Here is a 21,404-nt window from a genome sequence, read left to right on the forward strand (position 1 = left end):
GTCTGCAAAGGTAGGGAATGTTTTTAATATAACCCACACTCTGCTTAAAATATTTCTTTATGCTCGCAAATTTCTATAAAAAAGTTTAAAATCACAATCAATAATTAATATATTGATACTCAATTACCATATTCCTATATCCATATCATATTAATATTAGTTATAGTATTAGGTTAAAAACATATTTGTTTAATTGCCATATTATTATTAATTTTAATTTTAGATTGTCGAAAAATTGAACCATATCGAGTAAACCAATTACCTATGAAGACTATTTACACCACTGAATGTCAGGGTTTTGTATGCCCTATCCTGTATTGTCGATCGCAAACCTTTTTCTCATGGGGGGATCCCTTTACCCATTAATCCCATCCCCTCTATTCCGCTCAGAATTTTTCTAAAGAAATTATTGGCTAAATGAGAAAATTTTTACGATTCCTATCCCTGATCCTTGTGTCCTTCGCAATGAAAGGATACGCGCAAACTCCTAGTTTTTCCGCGCCTACGACCATATGTAAGGATAGTTATGCATCTATGCACGGTTTCTTTACCGGGAACCAAAGCCCTTCCAGCTATAGATGGACGATCACTGCCCCATCGGGATCCACTACGGTGAACTACAGGTACGGCGACCAGAATAGCGAATCCATAACGGTTGATCTGACAGAAGTCGGAACATATAAGGTTGAACTGAGATTGCGCTACAGTGGTAATAATTATTACAAGACGAAATACATAACCGTCGAAGATTGCACGATTGAATCCTGTCTGGGTAGCTTCGTGAGTGATAAAAACTTCAAGGAAACTTTTGGAACCTTCGCCAGTGGCGAAGGTCGTCGTTCTTTAGACCCTACCATAATTAGCTATAACTATAACCAGTATGGCGACCTGGCTGATAACGATTACTCCATTTATTATAATACTAGAACAGGTGGTCGCCCTGAATGGGTAAACTCTGGTGACCATACCGGTGACACCCGCGGTGGTATGTTGATTGCCAACTCAAGTTATGATCCGCGTATGTTTTACACCCGCCGCGTTGACGGACTTTGTCCTGGCGCGGTTTATAACTTTACTGCCTGGTTCATGAACTTGAACCCATTGGAAGTGTTTGAAGGAACTTGTGAAAAGGATTACAAATACGCCGGGGTAACTTTTATTATCCGCAACGCTGCCAACGGTGCAGAGATCAAACGGTTTAATACCTATGATGTTTCGATGGATCTCAGTGGTCCCGACTGGCAACAGTACGGGGGGAGTATCCGGCTTCAGCCGGGACAAGAGAGCTTGATCCTCGAAGTGGTCAATAATAATCCGGGTGGATGTGGTAACGATATCGCGATTGACGATATCGCTTTCGAGTATTGTGCCCCCAAGATTTATTCTTATATCGATGGCTTGAGCTACGATAAAGATGCGATTTGCCAAGGCGCCCCGATTACCCTGACTTCTGAAATTGAACCGATCAACTATTTCTTAGACCCTGTATACTACTGGGAAACGTCTACTAACGGTACCACTTGGACACCCGTTAGCGGCGCAGGCTATACAGGCACGAATACACCTACATTAGACATTTCGGCCGGGGTACTCAACAGCGTAGGCACTTACTATTTCCGCTTGATGGTAAATGAAGATGGTAATAGTAATGCCTGCTACACCCCGTCCAATATGGTGACGCTTACCATTTTAGCGAAACCGCAAATCACGGTTACGGAGCCCGTCATTTGTGAAGGCAACTCGACGATTCTAACGGTGAACCCGACGAATTACGATAGTTATTCTTTCACGGGCCCCGACATAACCTACATCCCCGGCGTAGATTACCAGGTAAGTGTCAAACCCCCGGTTTCTTCTTCGTACAGTGTGACTGCCGTTGCCAACTATGGTAATGGCAAAAGTTGTTCTGAGACGGTATCAGCAAATATCCAGGTGGATAAAAAGCCCGTGGTAGACCTAGGGCCAGATTTGGATGTCTGTTCCGGTACCCCGATTACCCTGGATGCGGGCGATCAGAGCGGTTATGGTATTAACTGGACCTGGAGCGGAACTAGCTCCGGATCTGTAAGCGGGGGAGAAACCTTTACCCGCACATTTGCCCCGGGTAGTTATAACGTGAATGTTTTGGTTACAAATGGAACTTGTTCTACTGCTGATCAAGTCGCGGTAAATGTAAGCCCCGCCCCTACTGCTAATGCATTGCCTACCGGGACCCTCTGCGTTAATTACGCTTTGTTAAGAGCGGTTGCCGTGGCGGCGCCGAATGTTGGAACTTGGTCAATCGTAGGTAATGATTACGGTGCCGTTTTATCTCCAGCATCATTGCCTAACCAACAAAACATAAGCAACTTACCCCCGGATCAACCGGTGGTAGTCCGTTGGTCGGTTACAAATCCAAATTACCCGGATTGTTCTGCTTTTAAAGATATCACCGTACTGTATAATGCGCCTCCGGGCCCTGCTGAGGCGGGCACGGCGCAAATTCAGTGTGGCTCCCGAACCTTTACGATGAATGCGGACCCGATAGATGTAAACGACATCGGTACATGGACAACGGGAACTTCTGGCGTTACCATCGCCAGTATTAATGATCCGAATACCACGGTTACATTAGCACCCGGGGTAAATGCAGCCACGCTTACTTGGACGGTAAGAAATAATAATAACTCCTGCGGATCTGTTTCAGATAACGTATCTCTTAGCATTCAAACGGCTCCAACCCTAGTTGTAGGAAGTGTTAGCGCGGTATGTATCGGTTCTGGCGGTACTACGGCATTAATTCCTTTCGTTGCAACAGGTAGCCCAACATTATATGATCTACAAGCTACGGGTGCTAACCCGATGCCTGGTTTCACCGACTTGGCAGATCAACCGATGGTTGCCAGCCCGCTTAGCATGGCTATACCGGCAGGTACCCCCGCGGGAACTTACACCTTTACTATGACCGTTAAAAATGCAAACCCGGGATGTTCCGGCTCAGCTAATTTCACGGTAACGGTATCGGAAAGATCTTCAACACCGATCATTGCTGCTCCCCCTGCTTCTATTTGTGAAGGCAACTCCGTGACTTTAAATGTTAGCGGTACGCTGGGAACAAGCGCTCAATGGGTGTGGTATGAAGGTGGTTGCGGTGTAGGAACCGCTATCGGTTCCGGTAGTTCGATAACTGTTACACCATCTGCAACTACAACTTACTATGTACGTTCTGAGAGTACAGGCGCTTGTGCCAATGATATTTGTACCAGTGTAACGGTGAATGTGGATGAAATGCCGGCAACCGTTTCAGCAGGCGCTGATCAAGAAAATTGTGATGATGCAACATTCACGATGAACGCAACCCCGGCCAGCGCGGGTACAGGTACCTGGACAATCGTCTCCGGTACGGCGACTATTGCTGATATCAATGATCCTGCAACCGAAGTGACAGTTGCAGCCGGTAATACGGTAGTTTTAAGTTGGCAGGTTACCAATGGTACTTGTGCTTCCAACATTAGTAATGTTACCTTGATCAACCGGGAATCATTAACAGGTAATTCCATCGGTTCGAATCAAAATATTTGCGAAGGTGATGCTGTTGCCGAAATAACCGGCACCGTGCCTTCCGGTGGTGACGGTACATATACCTACACTTGGGAAATGAGTACCACGGGCGCTTCCGGGCCATTTACCCCGATCGCAAGTGCAAATGGTCAAAATTATGATCCGGGTACGATCACCCAAAATACCTGGTTCCGCAGGACGGTTACTTCCGGGGAGTGTACCAGTACCAGCAACGTGGTTGCCATCACGATTTATACCGGCAGCCCTGAAACAGCCACTGTTCTGTGGCCGCAAGATGCAGAATGTGATCCGGGAACTGATTACACTACCCTCTTCGGAAACCCGGTATTTACCCATCCTGATGGTGTGCCGTTTACAGTTGACCACCAGGACGTAACGGTACCTTTCGGTTGTGGCATACAAATTACCCGCACCTGGACTGCTACGGATGATTGCGGTAAAACCGGAACCATTTCCCAAACAATCACTGTTAGGGATACACGTAAACCTACATTTAGTAATGTTCCCGCAGATGTAACGATTTCTTGCGAGGAAACCATTCCAGCTATAGAAACGCCTACGGTAACGGATGAATGTACTACTGGTATCATTCCTGTATTTACTTCTTATATAATTGATGGAACGGAAGGTTGTGCTAATGATTATACTTTAGTTAGGGTATGGACTGCAACAGATGCATGTAATAATACGGATTCTGTTCGCCAGGTGATAACGATCACGGACAATAAGTTGCCCGTATTTGTAAACCCTCCTGCCGCCTACATCGAGGTAGAGTGCGATGCCGTTCCGGCTGTTCCTACTTTAACAGCTACGGATAACTGTGGTACCCCCGATGTTCAATATATGGGACAATCTACCACGGGCGATGCATGCAATACAACTATTACCCGCACTTGGAAAGCAACAGATGCTTGCGGTAATGCCGAATTATTTGTTCAAACAATCGTGGTGAAGGATGAAACGGCGCCGGAATTTACATTCGTTCCTGCCGATGTCACCGTTCCTTGTGGCACGGTTGTGCCGGTTGGTAACCCCACGGCGGTGGATGCCTGCGGAACGGCGCATATTTCATTTGACGGGGATACCCGCGTAGATGGGTCTTGCCCGAATTCATACGAGATACACCGTAAATGGATCGTGGTTGATGATTGTAATAATGAAAGGGAAGCTATCCAGGTGATCACCTTTGTTGATGATGTGGCCCCGGTGTTTGATAACGCCCCTGCCGATGCAACTTATAATTGCGATGATGTTATTCCAAATAATACCGTTACCGCATCTGATAACTGTGGAACGGCAGTTGTTTCCTTGATTTCAAACAATACGATTCCCGGTGCTTGCCCCGGTTCCTACCAAATAGTTCGAACATGGGAAGCTGAAGACCAATGCGGAAATACAGCGACACATACGCAAACGATAACGGTAGAAGACAATGTTGCTCCTGTGATCCAGGCTAAACCTGCCGACATCACGGTGGAGTGTAGCGCAATCCCTGCTGTACCAACCTTGACTGCTACTGATAACTGTGATGCGGATGTGCCGGTACAATTAGTAAGTGAAACCACATCCGGCAGCGGTTGTAGTTATACTATCACAAGGGTTTGGAGAGCTACTGATGATTGTGGCAATTTTGATGAACATACGCAAGTTATTACTGTTGAAGATCATACAGCCCCGGTATTTGTAACGACACCTACTGCGATGTTAACGGTGGAATGTGATAATATTCCTGCGAGAGTATTATTAGATGCTACGGATAATTGTGATACAGATGTAGAGGTGACTTTAGCAGATGATCTGATTACACCGGGTTCTTGTCCCGGTAATTATAATATTACCCGCACTTGGACCGCTACTGATGATTGCGGTAACTCGATCACTTTCTCGCAAATTATTACCGTTAATGATAACACTCCCCCGGTATTCGTTACTGTGCCTGACGATGTAACGGTAGAATGCGATGAAGTAGTTCCTGTAGAATTACCAACGGTTCAGGATGCTTGTACGGGCGCTACAGTTTCACATGTCGGTGATTTTGATGATCCTGCTAACCCTGCTACTTGCGTGGGTTCCAGGAATGTAATACGCAGATTCAGGGCTGTTGATGAATGCGGCAACGAAGCCATTTACGATCAAAAAATTACTATTGAAGATCATACGGCGCCAACAATCCCGAATTTCCCTGCCGATATCACGGTAGAATGCGATAACATCCCCGCCGTACCGACCTTGACGGCTACGGATATTTGCGATCCCGCACCGACCATCTCGCCCGTAAACGAGGTGAGCGAACCGGTATCTTGCTCTTACAAGATCACGCGTACCTGGACGGTAACGGACGCCTGCGGCAATACGCAGGACTTTACGCAAACGATCACGGTGGAAGACCATACCGCGCCGGTAATCACCAACGTACCCGCCGGTGTAACGGTGAACTGCGACGAGATCCCCGCGCGCGTGGATCCCTTATTCACGGATAATTGCGACGCGGCGCCGGTAATGGTGTACGATACGGCGATCACCGCGACCAACGACGGTTGCGCAAACAGCTACACGATCACGCGTACCTGGACGGTAACGGATGCCTGCGGCAACTCCGGCAGCCGTAGCCAGGTAATTAACATAATAGATACGAAAGCGCCCGTGTTCACGGTCACCCCACCGGCCACCCTGGACGTGCAGTGCGATGCCGTTCCAAGTGCAAGCTCGGCGGTACTGGAGGCCACGGATAATTGCGGCACCGCGCCGGTAACGATCCGCTACGTTGGCGAGGTAATCAGCAACCAGGACCCTGCCTGCCCCGGCAAGTACACGATCACGCGTACCTGGGAAGCGGAAGACGAGTGCGGCAACGTGCAGCAGTTCGTGCAGGTGATCCATGTGAGCGATGATACTGCCCCGGCCTTCGATAATGCCCCAGCCGATATCACGGTGGATTGCGATAACATCCCGGCCGCCCCCGTAGTAACGGCAACAGACAACTGCGGCGCTGCCACGGTAGCTCCTGTTGACGAGCAACGCGTAGACGGAAGCTGCGATTATACCTACACGCTGGTACGTACCTGGACGGCGCGCGATGCCTGCGGTAACGAGGCCACGCACGTGCAGCGCATCGAGGTGCAGGATAACACGGCGCCCGTGTTCAGCAACGAACCTGCTAACGTGACGGTAGATTGCGATAACATCCCGGCGGTACCGGCGGTAACGATCACCGATAACTGCGACCCTGCCCCTGTGCTTGATTTTGACGAGACCGAAACGGCGGGCACCTGCCCGGTGGTGAGAATCATCACGCGCACCTGGACGGCCACGGATGCTTGCGGTAATACGAATACGCATACGCAGGTAATCACGGTGGAAGACCACACGGCCCCAACAATCCCGAATTTCCCAGCCGATATCACGGTAGAATGCGATAACATCCCCGCCGTACCAACCTTGACGTCTACGGATATTTGCGATCCCGCACCGACCATCTCGCCCGTAAACGAGGTGAGCGAACCGGTATCTTGCTCTTACAAGATCACGCGTACCTGGACGGTAACGGACGCCTGCGGCAATACGCAGGACTTCACGCAAACGATCACGGTGGAAGACCATACCGCGCCGGTAATCACCAACGTACCCGCCGGTGTAACGGTGAACTGCGACGAGATCCCCGCGCGCGTGGATCCCTTATTCACGGATAATTGCGACGCGGCGCCCGTAATGGTGTACGATACGGCGATCACCGCGACCAACGACGGTTGCGCAAACAGCTACACGATCACGCGTACCTGGACGGTAACGGATGCCTGCGGCAACTCCGGCAGCCGTAGCCAGGTAATTAACATAATAGATACGAAAGCGCCCGTGTTCACGGTCACCCCACCGGCCACCCTGGACGTGCAGTGCGATGCCGTTCCAAGTGCAAGCTCGGCGGTACTGGAGGCCACGGATAATTGCGGCACCGCGCCGGTAACGATCCGCTACGTTGGCGAGGTGATCAGCAACCAGGACCCTACCTGCCCCGGCAAGTACACGATCACGCGTACCTGGGAAGCGGAAGACGAGTGCGGCAACGTGCAGCAGTTCGTGCAGGTGATCCATGTGAGCGATGATACTGCCCCGGCCTTCGATAATGCCCCAGCCGATATCACGGTGGATTGTGATAACATCCCGGTAGCTCCCGTAGTAACGGCAACGGACAACTGCGGCGCTGCCACGGTAGCTCCAGTTGACGAGCAACGCATTGACGGAAGCTGCGATTATACCTACACGCTGGTACGTACCTGGACGGCGCGCGATGCCTGCGGTAACGAGGCCACGCACGTGCAGCGCATCGAGGTGCAGGATAACACGGCGCCCGTGTTCAGCAACGAACCTGCTAACGTGACGGTAGATTGCGATAACATCCCGGCGGTACCGGTGGTAATGATCACCGATAACTGCGACCCTGCCCCTGTGCTTGATTTTGACGAGACCGAAACGGCGGGCACCTGCCCGGTGGTGAGAATCATCACGCGCACCTGGACGGCCACGGATGCTTGCGGTAATACGAATACGCATACGCAGGTAATCACGGTGGAAGACCACACGGCCCCAACAATCCCGAATTTCCCTGCCGATATCACGGTAGAATGCGATAACATCCCCGCCGTACCGACCTTGACGGCTACGGATATTTGCGATCCCGCACCGACCATCTCGCCCGTAAACGAGGTGAGCGAACCGGTATCTTGCTCTTACAAGATCACGCGTACCTGGACGGTAACGGACGCCTGCGGTAACACGCAGGACTTCACGCAAACGATCACGGTGGAAGACCATACCGCGCCGGTAATCACCAACGTACCCGCCGGTGTAACGGTGAACTGCGACGAGATCCCCGCGCGCGTGGATCCCTTATTCACGGATAATTGCGACGCGGCGCCCGTAATGGTGTACGATACGGCGATCACCGCGACCAACGACGGTTGCGCAAACAGCTACACGATCACGCGTACCTGGACGGTAACGGATGCCTGCGGCAACTCCGGCAGCCGTAGCCAGGTAATTAACATAATAGATACGAAAGCGCCCGTGTTCACGGTCACCCCACCGGCCACCCTGGACGTGCAGTGCGATGCCGTTCCAAGTGCAAGCTCGGTGGTACTGGAGGCCACGGATAATTGCGGCACCGCGCCGGTAACGATCCGCTACGTTGGCGAGGTAATCAGCAACCAGGACCCTACCTGCCCCGGCAAGTACACGATCACCCGTACCTGGGAAGCGGAAGACGAGTGCGGCAACGTGCAGCAGTTCGTGCAGGTGATCCATGTGAGCGATGATACTGCCCCGGCCTTCGATAATGCCCCAGCCGATATCACGGTGGATTGTGATAACATCCCGGTAGCCCCCGTAGTAACGGCAACAGACAACTGCGGCGCTGCCACGGTAGCCCCAGTTGACGAGCAACGCATTGACGGAAGCTGCGATTATACCTACACGCTGGTACGTACCTGGACGGCGCGCGATGCCTGCGGTAACGAGGCCACGCACGTGCAGCGCATCGAGGTGCAGGATAACACGGCGCCCGAGTTCAGCAACGAACCTGCTAACGTGACGGTAGATTGCGATAACATCCCGGCGGTACCGGCGGTAACGATCACCGATAACTGCGACCCTGCCCCTGTGCTTGATTTTGACGAGACCGAAACGGCGGGCACCTGCCCGGTGGTGAGAATCATCACGCGCACCTGGACGGCCACGGATGCTTGCGGTAATACGAATACGCATACCCAGGTAATCACGGTGGAAGACCACACGGCCCCGACAATCCCGAATTTTCCAGCCGATATCACGGTAGAATGCGATAATATCCCCGCCGTACCGACCTTGACGGCTACGGATATTTGCGATCCCGCACCGACCATCTCGCCCGTAAATGAAGTACGCGAAACAGAATCTTGTGCTTACAGGATCTTCCGTACCTGGACGGTAACGGACGCCTGCGGTAATACGCAAGACTTCACGCAAACGATCACGGTGAGAGATCAAACCGCACCGGTATTTACAAATGTTCCGGCGGATGTAACAGTAGAATGCGATCAAATTCCTGCTAGGATTGACCCGGTAATCACCGATAATTGTGATGCCAACCCTGTTGTAACTTATGATACTTCGTTTGTTACAAGTGGTTGCCAAATAATCATTACCCGCAGGTGGCAAGCCACGGACAAATGCGGTAACAACGATGCCGTTGAGCAAGTAATTACTGTTGTTGATAATACCGCTCCTAGCTTCCCTACTCCATTCCCAGAATTAACGGTTGAATGCGACGAAATTCCTGCTAGGGTTAACCCGGTTGCAACAGATAATTGCGGTGCTATTCCAAGTGTAAACTTCCTCGGTGAGGAAATCACCAATAAAACTTGTGAGCATAATTACACGATTACCCGTCGTTGGGAAGCAGTTGATGAATGTGATAATGGGGCAACGATTGAGCAGGTAATTCACGTGGTAGATAATTCTATCCCGACATTTGATAATGCTCCTGCTGATATTACGATCGAGTGCGGCCCGTTACCAGCGGTACCTGTTGTTACAGCTAGTGACCGTTGTGACCCACCAACTGTAACTTATCTCGGTGAAACTGAAATTTCCAGGACTTGTGATTATAACTATGTTGTAGAACGCAAATGGAGCGCTGTCGATGATTGTGGCAACGAGATTATCCATACACAAAGAATCACCGTGGAAGATCATACGGCCCCGGTATTGTCCGGCTTGCCTATAGATCAAACGGTATCTTGTGACAATATCCCTGCTGTGCCTGTTGTTACAGCGAATGATGCCTGTGCCGGGGTACTGGATGTTGATTTCTCTGAACATAGGGAGAACCAAACATGTGCCAATGGCTACACGCTTGTTAGAACCTGGAGAGCGGAAGACCCATGTGGTAACGTGGTAGAAGAAACCCGCCGCATAACCGTGGTAGACAATATTGCCCCGGTATTCTCAAACGTTCCGGCAAACGTCACTGTATCTTGCGATAATATCCCTGCTGTACAAACTCCAACAGTGACGGATAATTGCTCGGTTAATATCGTTCCGGTGTTCAATGAAAATAGAATCGACGGAAGCTGCCCGAACACGTATACGATCGTTCGTACTTGGACTGCTACGGATGAATGCGGTAATTCTGCTACTGCAACACAAACCATCGAAGTAGAAGACACCGAAGCTCCTGTATTTGATCCTGCCACGCCGGTTGATTTATATGGAACTTGCGATAACATCCCTGCTCCTGTAACACCGGTAGCGACAGATAATTGTTCTGCCGCGGTGAGCATAGATTTATTTGAATACATTCAGAATCCTAGAACCTGTCCTGGTACTTACGTTATCGTGAGGGAGTGGACGGCCACGGATGAATGTAACCTTCAAACTGTATTCACGCAATACGTACATATCTCCGATACCGAGGCTCCCGAATTTATTTTCGTGCCAACTAATATTACATTGAATTGTGGTGATGCCATGCCGCCATTCGTAGATGCGGTGGCTACTGATAAATGCTCTATCGTAAGCTTATCTTACGAAGATCAAAGAGTTGATAGTTGCGGTGGTTCATATAAAATCATTCGTACTTGGACTGCCAAGGATGCTTGTGATAATGAATCTACCGCTACGCAAACGATCCGTTTCATCGATAATAAACCGCCGGTAATCACAGGAGTACCTGCGGATGCCATCGTGAATTGCGATGCTATCCCGGCTAAACCAACCGTTTATATCGTGGATGAATGTAGCGGTTATACTGACAGTTATGATGAACGTCGAGAAGGTGATGACTGCGGTTATAAACTGATCCGTACTTGGACTGCTACCGATGATTGCGGTAACGTGGCAACTAAATCTTACACCTTGTTCGTGCAGGATACTTCCCGCCCGGTAATCGTTGGTGTAACTGCCGATGTGAACACTTCTTGTGATAACATCCCGGTACCGCCAACGCCTACGGTTACAGATAATTGTGATACGGATGTGGAAATTCAATTCACGCAAGTTAGGGTGAACGGAAGCTGTAGCGGAACATATGATTTGATCCGCACCTGGATTGCTACCGATGATTGTAACAATAAGGATACGGCTATTCAAAGGGTACATGTTACCGATGTGGTAGCGCCGGTATTCGATAATGCGCCGGCTGATGTAAATGTTACCTGCGAAAGTATCCCGGATGGTTCCGGCGTTACGGCAACAGATAATTGCAGCCTTGCCACTACGGTGACATTCACGGATGTGAAGAAAGATGAATTGTGCTTAGGCACTTACACGATAGAAAGAACGTACCAAGCTGTAGATTCTTGCGGAAATGTAGCTACACATGTCCAGGAGATATTTGTTAGGGACGATGTTGCTCCTCAATTTGTAAACTTCCCTGCGGATGTAGAAGTGAGTTGTGATGCCATCCCGGTTGCCCCGGTATTAACTGCCGTGGATAATTGCGGAACCGCCTCCGCTCCTACTATGACCGAACGTACCGAGAATCAAACTTGCACGGGTTCTTATGACCTGATCCGTACTTGGACAACACAAGATGATTGTGGAAATTCAACCAGCAGAAGTCAAACAATTAGGGTACGTGATACAAAAGCGCCGGTAATTTCAGGTCTAGCTGTCAATAAAACAGTAAACTGCGACCAGATTCCAGCGGTACCTGTCCTAGTTGCAACCGATAATTGCTCCCCATATACGCTAACTTATGATTCAACGATCGTTGGTTCTTCATGTAGTTATGAAATCAGGCGTGTATGGACAGCTACTGACGAGTGTGGTAATACGAGCACTAGAACGCAGATCATCAAGGTAAGAGATGTTGTGGCCCCGGTATTTACCAGTGCTCCGGCTAACAAAACAATTGCTTGTACGGATCCGGTTGTTCCGGATGTGCCAACCGCGGTGGATAATTGTAGTGATGTGCGTATCCAGGAAACGAGGGTCGAAGTAAAAGGTAACTGTCCTGGTAATTACAGGGTCGTTTACACCTGGGTGGCCGTGGATGAATGTGGTAACGAGTCCGATCCTATTCAACAAACGATCACCATCCGCGATACGGAAGCCCCGATCTTTACTTCCACTCCTGTAAATGAAAAAACGGTAGACTGTGATGCAGCGAATACGATCGATCTTCCGGTTGCAACGGATAATTGCTCCGAAGTAAAATTAGAACGTAAAACCACTAAGAGCGATGATGAAGCTTGTAACGGTCATTATACGTTAACACACGAATGGACCGCTACGGATTCATGTGGTAATAAATCATACTTTACCCAAATCGTTCACGTAGTAGATAATACAGCACCGGTAATCTCGGGTGTTCCTGCTGATACCAGGGTAAGGTGTAACGAAATACCAAGTTTTGCAACGGTGGTTATTTCTGATAATTGTGGAACGGCTACACTGAAAGATCATAGGGAGGATAAAATTGCCGGTAGCTGCCCGAATGAGTATGTTTTGATCCGCACTTGGATCGCTGAAGATGAATGTGGTAACATCGACAGTGCGAAACAAAGAATCGAAGTATACGATGATCTACCACCGGTATTTAGCGGTGTGCCTGCCGATATGGATTTGAGTTGCGGTGCAATAGCTCCGTTGATCAACCCGACTGCTGCCGATCAATGTGGTACTGTTGCTATCAGCTTTAAACAAGACACCTTGAAAGGCGCTTGCCCTGGCAACTACCAAGTGATTCGCACTTGGACTGCCACGGATGCCTGTGATAATGTAGATTCAGTGAAACAGGTATTAACATATACTGACACAGAAGGCCCTGCATTCTATAACGCCCCTGCCGATAGTACCATCAGTTGCGATAGATTAGGCGATCCCGCACAACCTACCATCATCGATGCTTGTAGCGGAGTGATGGGTATCGTATTCGATACAAGGATTGAAAATGGATCTTGTGCAAACAATTACACGGTAGTTCGTACTTGGACTGCAACCGATAGTTGTGGTAATGTATCTCAACACGTACAAAGGTTAACAGTCGCAGACGTAACACCGCCATTATTCAGCAATGTTCCTGTTGACAGGGATGCTAGCTGTGATAATATTCCTGCGCCTACAGATCCAACCGTGGCTGATAACTGTAGCCCGCTCGCCGGAATAGAACTTTCCATGCGCGTGGATACAATTAAAGGAAGTTGCGCAAACAATTATACATTGGTTCGTACCTGGATTGCTGAAGATGAATGTGGTAATATTGATTCTGTGAAACAAAGAATCAGGGTTACCGATCTTACCAACCCTGTTTTACACGATGTTCCTGCTGATATTACATTGAATTGCGGTGATGTTATCCCGGTTGCCAATGTTACCGCTACGGACAATTGTGGTACAGCCGAAGTTTCCATGACAGAAGCAAGAACCCCGGGCGCTTGCGCTGGTCAATACACGGTAACCCGTACCTGGACAGCTACGGATGCCTGCGGTAATACTTCTAAAGATGACCAGGTTATAACATTCGTAGATAATGTTGCACCGGTATTCGATCAAGTACTTTCCAACAAAACGATCGATTGTTCTGAAACACCGGCGCCTGAGCATGTAACTGCCACGGATAATTGCGGAACAGTAACGATCACGATCGATTCTACTTATAGGGCGGGTACTTGCCCAACTAATTACACGAGGGTGTACATCTATACTGCAACAGATGATTGCGGAAACGATGTTACCATGGTTCAGGAAGTAAACGTGGTAGATACACAAGCGCCGCAATTTACAGTGGTGCCAGCCAGGGTTGCAATTAGTTGCGAGGAATGGCCGTACAGCAGTACAGCAGAAGCGGTTGATAATTGCGGCAACGTCACTATGACAAGTAAGGATACTATCATTTCACGCACTTGTACAAACAGTTTCGTGGTAAGACGTACATGGACAGCCATAGATGAATGCGGAAATACCAGCACAGCGACACAAGAAATTGAAGTAACCGATAACACGGCTCCTGTTTTACAGGGTGTGCCGGCCGATATAGATGTGAATTGTGACCAAGTTCCGGTTCCGGCCAGCGTTACTGCAACCGATGCTTGTGGAACCGCTACCGTTACTTACAACGAGGTGGTGTCTTACGAGTCATGCCCTGTATTGAGGGTATATACAAGGACTTGGACAGCCACCGACGAATGTGGTAATTCAACTACTGCTAGCCAAATTATCAGGGTAATCGACAATCAAGCCCCTACTTTCAGCAATATTCCTGCTGATCAGACGGTAAGTTGCGATAACATTCCACCGATGGTGGCGCCAATAGCAGTAGATCTTTGTACCAATGTTACGATGACAAGCCGCGTAGATACTACCAGCAAATCTTGTAAACATACTTATGAATTGACACGCACTTGGATTGCCACAGATTCTTGCGGTAATATGGATTCCGTGAAACAAGTGATCCGTGTTCAGGATACGGAAGCGCCTAGGTTCTTATCCGCGACACCTGCTAATATCACGGTAGATTGCGAAAATATCCCGGCGCCGGCTAATATGGTGGCTATCGATAATTGCTCCGCAACACCGGATATTATTGTTGAAGTGAAAGATGTTATTGAAACGATCCCGGGTGCTTGCGCCGGTAATTATGTCATCAAGCGCACTTGGACAGCAACGGATGAATGTGGTAACGCGTTCAGTGTAACCCAGGAAATTACCGTACAGGATAATTCCGCCCCGACATTTACACTCGGCGCACCGGCAAACATTACCGTTGAATGTGATGCAGTGCCTGCTATGCCTACTACCCTGCCCGTTAGCGATAACTGTAATCCTACAGGTCTAAACATCAAGGTAGAAGCTAAGGAAGAACGTGTTGACATCCCCGGTGCATGTAATAATACTTACCAGTTAATCCGTACCTGGATCGCATCCGATTCTTGTGGTAATGTTGATTCCGTGAAACAAATCATTACCGTAGAAGATAGAACAGCGCCTGCTTTCGTAATCAATGTTCCGGCGAATATCACCTTGAGTTGTGATACGATCCTGGATCAACCGGATTATGAAGTAGTTGATAATTGTAGTCCTTTGACAGATATCACTGTTACCAAATCTCAAACTAGGGTTGATATCCCCGGTGCTTGTGCAAGCAATTATGAATTGCACCGCACTTGGACATTGACAGATGCTTGTGGTAACAGCGCGGTAATCAACCAAGTGGTGACCGTTGTAGACACAACGAGACCCGTGTTCGATATCCCTGTTCCTGCCGATGTTACCGTTCAATGCGATAATATCCCTGCACAGGTGGATATCACGGCAACAGATAATTGCTCGCCGGCAACTGCAATTAATATTCAGAAAGATCAAAGACGTGAAGATATTCCGGGCGCTTGTTCCGGCAACTACCGCCTGGTGTATACTTGGACTGCTACAGATGCTTGTGGTAACGACACCACCATTACGCAGGTAGTGACTGTCCAGGACACGACTAAACCGGTGTTCACGATGCCTTTACCGAAAGATACCACGGTAGATTGCCACGCGATCATTCCACAGGTTAATGTTTCGGTAACTGATAATTGTACACCATCCGACAGCATAACGATCACTAAAAAAGCAAGGCAAGAAAAAGATCCGGGCGCTTGCGGACAGAACTACCGCATAATTTATACTTGGATCGCCGCTGACCTCTGTGGTAATATTGATTCTGTTCAACAAGTTGTGACAGTCGTAGACACGACAGGCCCTGTATTTACAATCGATATCCCGAGCGATACAACCGTTGATTGTGATAAAGTGCCGCCGATGGAAGCCTTGAACGTGATCGATAACTGTTCTCAACCGAACAAGATCCATGTAGACAGGCATGAAGAAAGGGTTGAAATCCCGGGTGCTTGTAAAAACAACTATAAATTAATCCGTACCTGGATTGCAACGGACGAGTGTGGTATGACTAGTGTAAAAGTTCAAACAATCACAGTTCAGGATACAACAAGGCCGCAGTTTATAGGTACGCTTCCGGTTGATATGACTATCAACTGTGATGAAACATTACCGCCGCAGGAAGATCTTACCGCCGCTGACAATTGCTCTTTGGCTGCTTGGGTTGAAAAATCCGAATCCCGCCAGGACGGTAGCTGCCCGCAAAGTTCGATCATCACCCGTAGGTGGATCGCTTACGATAGCTGCGGTAATTCAAGGGAATATGTACAGGTTATCACCATACAGGATACAACAAGGCCTGTATTACAAACTCCGCCTGCCGATATTACCGTTTCATGCGATGCGATCCCTGCACAAGTAGATCTAACAGCTACAGATAACTGTACGCCAACAGCAGGTATCATCATTGATAAACATGTACGTGAAATACCGAATACTACCGGAAATTGTGCTGATGGTTACCAATTGGTATATACTTGGGTGGCTACGGATCAATGTAATAACATTGATAGTGTATCGCAGGTGATCACGGTTATTGATGATGTTAAACCGAGGTTCACGATGGAAATTCCGGCTGATACTACAGTATCTTGCGATGCGATTCCTACGGCTCCTACCCTTACAGCTGTTGATGATTGTGGCAGCATTAGCGATGTGCCTGTTATTTCAAGGGATTCTGTTGTACAAACTCCGAACGCTTGCCCGACCAAGTACATCATCTTCCGTAAATTCATCGCAACCGATGCTTGCGGTAATGAAGCCGTAGCAATTCAACAGATCATGGTTCAGGATACAACCAGCCCTGTGTTCAACCTTCCTTTACCAAGTGATACGACCGTTGATTGCCATAGCATACCTCCGGTTGCAGCAGTATCGGTTACAGATAACTGTACACCTACAGCTGAAATAAGGTGGGAAATGAAAGATAGCACTTACAAAGCGCCGGATGCTTGCGGTGAAAACTACACCATATACCGCATCTGGAGAGCTTACGATGCTTGCGACAGGATGGCTGAGCATATCCAGGTTATCACCGTGAAAGACACGACAGGTCCGGAATTTATCGATCCTGTACCGGCAGATACCTTGATTCAATGCGGTGATTTACCGCCATTTGCTGAATTACACGCGATTGATAATTGTTCCCAACCGAACAAGATCTACGTTACACGTAGTCAAACCAAGGAGCCATTAGCTGATGGTTGCGGATTTAAATATACCCGTACTTGGATCGCGATAGATGCTTGCCAGAATAAAACGGAAAGGAAACAGGTCATTATCGTTTCAGATACTACCCGCCCTGTAATCTTAACCGCCATCAATGATATCACTGTCGAATGCTCACAAGTGCCTGATACCTTGGCGATCCAAGCGACCGATAACTGTACACCTACTGACAGTATCTCGGTAGAAGTGATAGACAACTTCGCTTCTGACGGAACTTGCGGCAACATGACGATTACCAGGTGGTATATAGCGACAGATAAATGCGGTAATAGCGATACCGCTATCCAGGTGATTCACTTGGTAGATAACACGATGCCGGTGTTTGATCAACCTGCACCTACAGACATACAAGTGAACTGTAACGAAGTGCCTGCTGCGCAAACATTCACAGCAACGGATGCATGTAGCGGACAAAGCGTTCCCGTAACTATGAATGAGACCAGGGTTGACTTGCCGGGCGCTTGTCCGAGCCTGTACCAGGTTATCAGGACATGGACCGCATCAGATATCTGTAACAATGTTGCGACTGTAAGACAAATCATCACCGTTATCGATACAACCGGGCCGGTATTCATCAACCGTCCACAGGAAGAAATACACGCTTCATGCGATAATATTCCTGCACCTGTAAACTTAACGGCAACTGATGCTTGCAGCGGTAACTCTTACGATGTTACGCCATCAGATAATATCGTACCGGGTAATTGTAAAAATAGTTACACGATCCTACGTACTTGGGTTGCAACCGATGATTGCGGAAACAGGACAGAAATTGTTCAAAGCATTATCGTTGAAGATACCGAAGCGCCTGTATTAGATGTAAGCAATATTGCCGCTATCATCAATACAGATTGTAACAACATCCCTGCACCGGATACGATCCCGGCAACGGATAATTGCGCGGCCGCCCAGGATATTCAAGTTGAAATAACAATTGAAAACAAGCAGAACGGCGCCAACTGTGCCAACGGTATGCAGATCATCAGGACTTATACCGCGGTAGATGAATGCGGCAACAGGTCCGTGCCATTCGTTCAAACAATCAATGTAGTTGATAACACCGCCCCTGTTTGGGTTATAGCACCGCCTGCTTCGGATACCACTGTTAACTGTAGCGATACATTAGTAGTACCGGTTGTTACAGCGACGGATGCATGTTCAGGTGATATCGATGTGGTGTATACTACTAACAAAGTAAGTACGGCCTGCGGCTTTATTATCACCCGCAGGTGGGTTGCCGCTGATGCTTGCGGAAATATGATTACCGCAACACAAACAGTTACGGTAACCGATCTTGCGGCGCCGGTATTCAATACTAATTTACAGGATACCTTGTATGCCGATTGCACGATCCCTGCTGTTGCAGCAGTAACAGCGACGGATAATTGCAGCCCGGCTGACTCGATCCAGTACGGATATAGCGAACAAGTAGACTCTATCAACGGCGCTTGTCATTATCAAATAAAACGCACTTGGACGGCCACCGATCCTTGCGGTAACGTTGCAACAATGGAGCAACTAGTGATTATCCAGGATACTACGGCGCCTGTAATTGCAGCTGCACCTGCTGATATCACGATTGGTTGTGGTGATGCGATCCCTGCTGCCGCCCAATTGGTAGCTACGGATAATTGCTCAAATAACTTCCCGAGAATGGCAGCAATGACCGAAGATCCGTACACGGTTGATAATTGCAATGGTTATACAATCGTCAGGAGATGGAATGCAGTAGATAAATGTGGTAATGTTGCGGTTGAGCAGGTACAAAGAATCGTGGTTCAAGGTTGTGGTCAACCGGAACTCGATACTACTATGCCAGCTGCTTGTGCAAGCAACCCTGTATTCACGGTTACGGCCAAAGGAAATCTACAGAACCCGATATATACGTTGGTATCTGTAACACCTGCCGGAGCAGTTACTACGCCGGTATCACAAACGGACAACGTATTTAACTTACCGGGTGTAACAACGGCTACCTTTACCGTGAAAGATGGCCAAGACGGATGTGAAAGCGCCCCTGTAACTTATACTTTACAGTTCAAACAAGCGCCATCTGTTTACTTGGGTAATGATATCACGATCTGTAGCGCTGAAACGGTAACACTTGATGCCGGAAATCAAAACAGTACATACCAAATTAAGTGGTCAACTGGCGAAACCAGCCAGAAGATCCAGGTAACGACTGCCGGTAAATATTGGGTTGAAGTAAGCAACGGTGATTGCGTAGCCAGCGATACGATCCAAATCGATCTTGGTAATCTGCAACATGAAGACATTCCAGATGCAGTCATTTGTACCGGTTATACTAAGAACTTGGATGCCTTTACCGAAAATGCAAGCTATGTTTGGAGTACAGGTTCTACCGCTTCTAACATTAATGTAAATACAGCCGGCAAGTACTGGGTACGTATCATGAAAGGAAGCTGTATCGTGGTTGATACCATCAACGTAACCGTTGTGCCGCCACCGAGCTTAGTATTGCCTCCTGATACTACTATTTGCCCGAATTCTTCGATCGTGATTACAGCCATCACAAATGCAAATACTATACAGTGGTCAAGCGGGGAAAGTACTCCATCGATCGTTGTCAACAAACCAGGTTCTTACACGGTATACGTTAGTAACGGTGCTTGCGTAGTATCTTCCACGATCTATGTACAGCAAAGACCAACGGTTACCTTGAACCTCGGTCCTGACAGGTACCTCTGTCCTGGCGGCAGGATCAACGTGGATGCCCGCACAGATGATGCCAGCTCTTACTTGTGGAATGACGGTAATACCAACCCGATCAAAGTGTTCACGCAACCGGGTACCTATATCCTTACGATCCTGGATAAATACTGCGACCGGGTAATTGCTGACACCTTGAATGTCTTCGAAGGCGCTACGCCGAATGTGAGCTTAGGCAATGATACCGTGATTTGTGCAGGAACAAGTATCGTTCTGAAACCAAAAACGGCATTCGTGAGCAATTACCTTTGGAGTGATGGTTCTACCGGGAGCACCTTGACCGTTACGCAACCGGGTACTTATACTGTACAGGTGAGCAATGACTGCGGTTTCTCCCAGGATCAGATCACGATCACGGGCGTAGTTTGCGAATCTGCCCCGGAAATACCGAACGTATTCTCACCGAACGGAGATGGTAAGAATGATATATTCAAACCGGGAACCGGGGAAACGATGTACAACTATGAATTAAGAATCTATAACCGCTGGGGTCAAATGATCTTCATCTCGCATGACCAGGAACAAGGTTGGGATGGAACATATAATGGTCAACCGGTTGAAATAGGTACTTATGTTTGGTGGTTGAGTTACAGTAAGACTTCCGGCGGACAGATTTACGTTATCAAGGGAGATGTAACCGTAATAAGATAGGCTTCTATCTTTCACTTAAAATAAAAGGGCCGCCCAAGCAATTGGGCGACCCTACATTGAAAAAGAGTAATGAAAATAATTTAGTTAAACATTTGAAAAACAGTAATTTTTATTAGGCATTCAGCATAAAAATGTATACATTCATACCGTAAATAAAAAATCAATAGGTATTCGACAATCAAAAAATAGCCGCGGATTCGCGGCTATTTTTATTTACAGTAGTTAAGCAATCGTATCGATAAATATTAATTTTAAATTTTTATTTGTTTTGTCAATTAATGATTTAAATTAATAAAAACAATACACGTTTGAACTTGTTAGCT

The 21,404-nt window shown here is 48.1% G+C and carries 1 protein-coding gene; it reads left to right on the forward strand.

Going from position 1 to position 21,404, the window contains the following annotated elements; translation table 11 throughout:
- Positions 1-417 precede the first annotated feature (417 nt).
- A complete protein-coding gene (locus COR50_RS15260) occupies positions 418-21,081 on the forward strand; it encodes a gliding motility-associated C-terminal domain-containing protein (RefSeq protein ID WP_098194784.1) in 20,664 nt (6,887 codons plus the stop codon).
- Positions 21,082-21,404: the final 323 nt, after the last annotated feature.

Source organism: Chitinophaga caeni (assembly GCF_002557795.1).
In the GTDB taxonomy this organism is placed as follows: Bacteria; Bacteroidota; Bacteroidia; order Chitinophagales; family Chitinophagaceae; genus Chitinophaga; species Chitinophaga caeni.